The sequence below is a fragment of the Ferrovum myxofaciens genome, assembly GCF_000735045.1.
GTDB lineage: Bacteria > Pseudomonadota > Gammaproteobacteria > Burkholderiales > Ferrovaceae > Ferrovum > Ferrovum myxofaciens.
The window spans coordinates 1-2,925 of sequence record NZ_JPOQ01000047.1 but is presented as its reverse complement, the minus strand read 5'-3'; the positions used below and the strand labels follow the sequence as shown (position 1 = coordinate 2,925).

Here is a 2,925-nt window from a genome sequence, read left to right as displayed (position 1 = left end):
GATTGCAGTGCTGAGGCGCGCAACCCCCTGTCCATCATTGTCGAATCGCCCTGTTTTTGTGTTTTCCCCACCTCACCACCAAGGAAAATCCTGGGTGGCTGGGAGAGGCGAATGTCTAAAGTTCAGTAAGCCTGATCTCTCGGAATGATTCCCCAGTTGGAAGAGTGTGGGCAGGTGATGGAATCCGGGCCAGGCAATATGACTGACAAGGACATTGCCAAGCGCTTCGGTTATTGCAGAACCACCGCCAGGCGACGCTGGCAGAGGGCTTTGCAGATGGTGACCGATGAATTACTTTAGGGAAAAAGCTTCATGAGGAACCGATAAAACTGCCAGTAAGAGGCATCGAAGGTGGGTCGCTCCTACTCGGTACTCCGAAGCCAGATGAACTGGTTACTGCCTTCTTCGAATAACGCAAGGGTCAGCGCCAAGTCGGCCATCTGTATAACCTACTGTAATTTCATCAGTTCACTAGTTCACTGTAAACCTTGAAACTAGGGAATGAGGCGATTTGTCGGAAAAATTTACACATTCACCAATATTCATATGGGCATTATTTTTAATCAGTTGTATATAATGTGAAAATATTTTATGGCATAAATATTGCTTTAATGCTGTTCGGAATATGGGATATTGAGAGAATGTTTTTTGGGACTAAAATCACGAGTGAAGGGGGAGCCAAAATGCACAGAGAAGGGTTGAGACAACTGCGTTTCAAAACCACTAAGGTAGCGCTTTTTTGCGGGATTATGTCCATAGTGGCCAGTTTCAATACCAGCGCCTCCACGGTTGCTTGTATTGGTGAAACCCCTTGCGGAACAAGTGGAACAAACAACTTCGGAAGTGGATATTCGGATTCCCTCTATCATGTTGTATCTCCAGTACCTAATGCTAATGGATTTTTGTATAGCCTCACGTTTTCTGGAACAACGGACTCCCTGAAAAGCCTCGAAATTCCGTTATTCAATGCAACGGATGCCTATTCGTTCACAGGGCCATCAGGTTGGTCGTCAACCATAGTGACGTCAAGGCAGTCAAGTTGGAACTGGTCCTATAGCGGAGGAACAATTAACAACGGAAAAACAATTTTCAATGCCTCCAGCAATGTCATCAATGCCGTGGTATCTTTTTCCGGTCCTTCCGTTTTTTTGAGCAGTGACCCAACATTCAGTTTTACCAGCAATTTTGCGCCAGTTATGGCCCCCTATCAGTTGGCTCTCAGTGGTGGTGGAACTGCCTTCGTCGATCCTCCTATTCCAGGCCACCCTGTGCCCGAACCCGCTTCCTTATTGCTCATCGGGGTGGGGCTCCTGGGTTTGGTGTCAGTTTTCAAGCGTAAGGGAACGACTTCCGAGTTTCATTGAAAACCATTTTGAAATAAGTGGACCGGAGATGATGTGTCCGTCCCGTCCTGAAAATATGGCGAAGCTTTCCGGGACAAGACTGCAGATGGGAAATCAGGGCACATCAAAGAATTGGGGGCAACATTTGTAGGGTAGAGGATATTGGGTGGCATCAAGCAGGAACGTGACGGATTGAGGTGTGGAAGAAATACATTGAGGATCAGAAACCAGAGGAACCGGATTGATGGTTTCAAAATGCTGTAAGTCGGCGAATGCCGACACGAGTACCGGCTCGAGCCGTAATTTTAAGTCCTCGCCTTTAGGCGAGGGTCGTTAATTCATTTCGGCCTCAATTGTGCCACCGCTCCGGTGACGCAAGGTTGGGTGCTGAAAGTCTAAAGTTGAGTATGGAAGAGTTATAAATGAAAAGACTTACAAATACCCATTCTGGGGATAGTTTAAAAATTCTGAGAAAATCGTCTATTCTTTGGTCCGTCATGCCTGTGGCAGTCGCTCTACTTGTCAGCTTTCCATCGTATGCGCTGACCTTTGATACTTCCTACAATCCGAGCATGCTGACCGATTTCGGCACCAGTAATTTTGCGCTCATCCAATCGGATGTCCAGTATGTGACCAACTTGTACAGTTCACTATATACAAACAACGTCACTCTCAACATTTCTCTTACCGCAGACACTTCGCCGGGTGCTCTCGCCGCGAGTTTACCCACCTACGATCAGTCGGCTATCTACAGTTATTCCCAGATTCGCTCGGCATTGATCGCCAACGCATCGACCCCCGCCTCGGTATCCGCCACGAATTCGTTGCCATCAACGGATCCAAGTATCCTCAAAGGGGGCTATATTATGCCAAGTGCTGAAAGCAAGGCACTTGGCCTACTTGCCGGCAACGCAACAGGGACGGACGGAACCATATATGTCGGAACCAATATCGGTGGGGGCTCAAGTTGGGATTTCGCAGGCACCAGCACACCCAATGCAAACGATTATAGTTTTATCAACGCGCTTGAGCACGAAATGGCGGAATTGATGGGAAGGACTACCCAACTCACGAACAATACTTGGCCCTGGAATGGCCCAATGGACTTGTTTCGCTACACCGCCCCTGGTGTGATCAACATGGATCCGAATGCGACCGGAGTTTATTTCTCTACCGACGGCGGCGCAACCGTCGCTAAACTCTATAACCCACCCAATACAAATGGAGCTGACATCCAAGATTGGTTTAACAGTACTACACCTGATCCGTATGATGCGTATGCAACCCCGGGTTCCTTTGCACCATTGTCTTTGGTTGACCAGCAAATGATGAACACGCTTGGCTGGACTTCGTCTTCGGCCGCCGTTCCAGAGCCAGATACCTATACGCTGATGTTTGTCGGCCTCGGCGTTTTATCCTTTATCGTTCGCCGCCGCAAAGTCTTCTGATAATAGTTTCCTTGCCTATCCGGTTGTTTCCCCGCCACGTTCATTAGCACCAGGATGAGTCCAAACACCGGAATAAAGTTCGGCGTATGTAGGAGCAGCAACCTCTCTGGCGATGCCCATCAGGGAGCGGAAAG

Annotated in this window: 3 protein-coding genes; all 3 read left to right on the top strand. The window is 48.4% G+C overall.

The window, feature by feature from the left end:
* The first annotated feature begins 144 nt into the window (after window positions 1-144).
* The 3 genes from IV91_RS18395 to IV91_RS0107390 all read left to right on the top strand — a co-directional run bounded on the left by IV91_RS18395 (window position 145) and on the right by IV91_RS0107390 (window position 2,791).
* On the top strand, window positions 145-300 hold the full coding sequence (locus IV91_RS18395) for a hypothetical protein (protein ID WP_160171542.1): 156 nt from the start codon (window positions 145-147) through the stop codon (window positions 298-300).
* Between the two features lie 278 nt (window positions 301-578).
* Window positions 579-1,364, top strand: coding sequence for a PEP-CTERM sorting domain-containing protein (locus IV91_RS0107395; RefSeq protein ID WP_150112418.1), 786 nt, complete (start codon window positions 579-581; stop codon window positions 1,362-1,364).
* A 401-nt stretch (window positions 1,365-1,765) separates the two neighbouring features.
* Window positions 1,766-2,791 (top strand): NF038122 family metalloprotease, encoded by a 1,026-nt coding sequence (locus tag IV91_RS0107390; RefSeq protein ID WP_031597262.1) that lies wholly within the window; start codon window positions 1,766-1,768, stop codon window positions 2,789-2,791.
* Window positions 2,792-2,925: the final 134 nt, after the last annotated feature.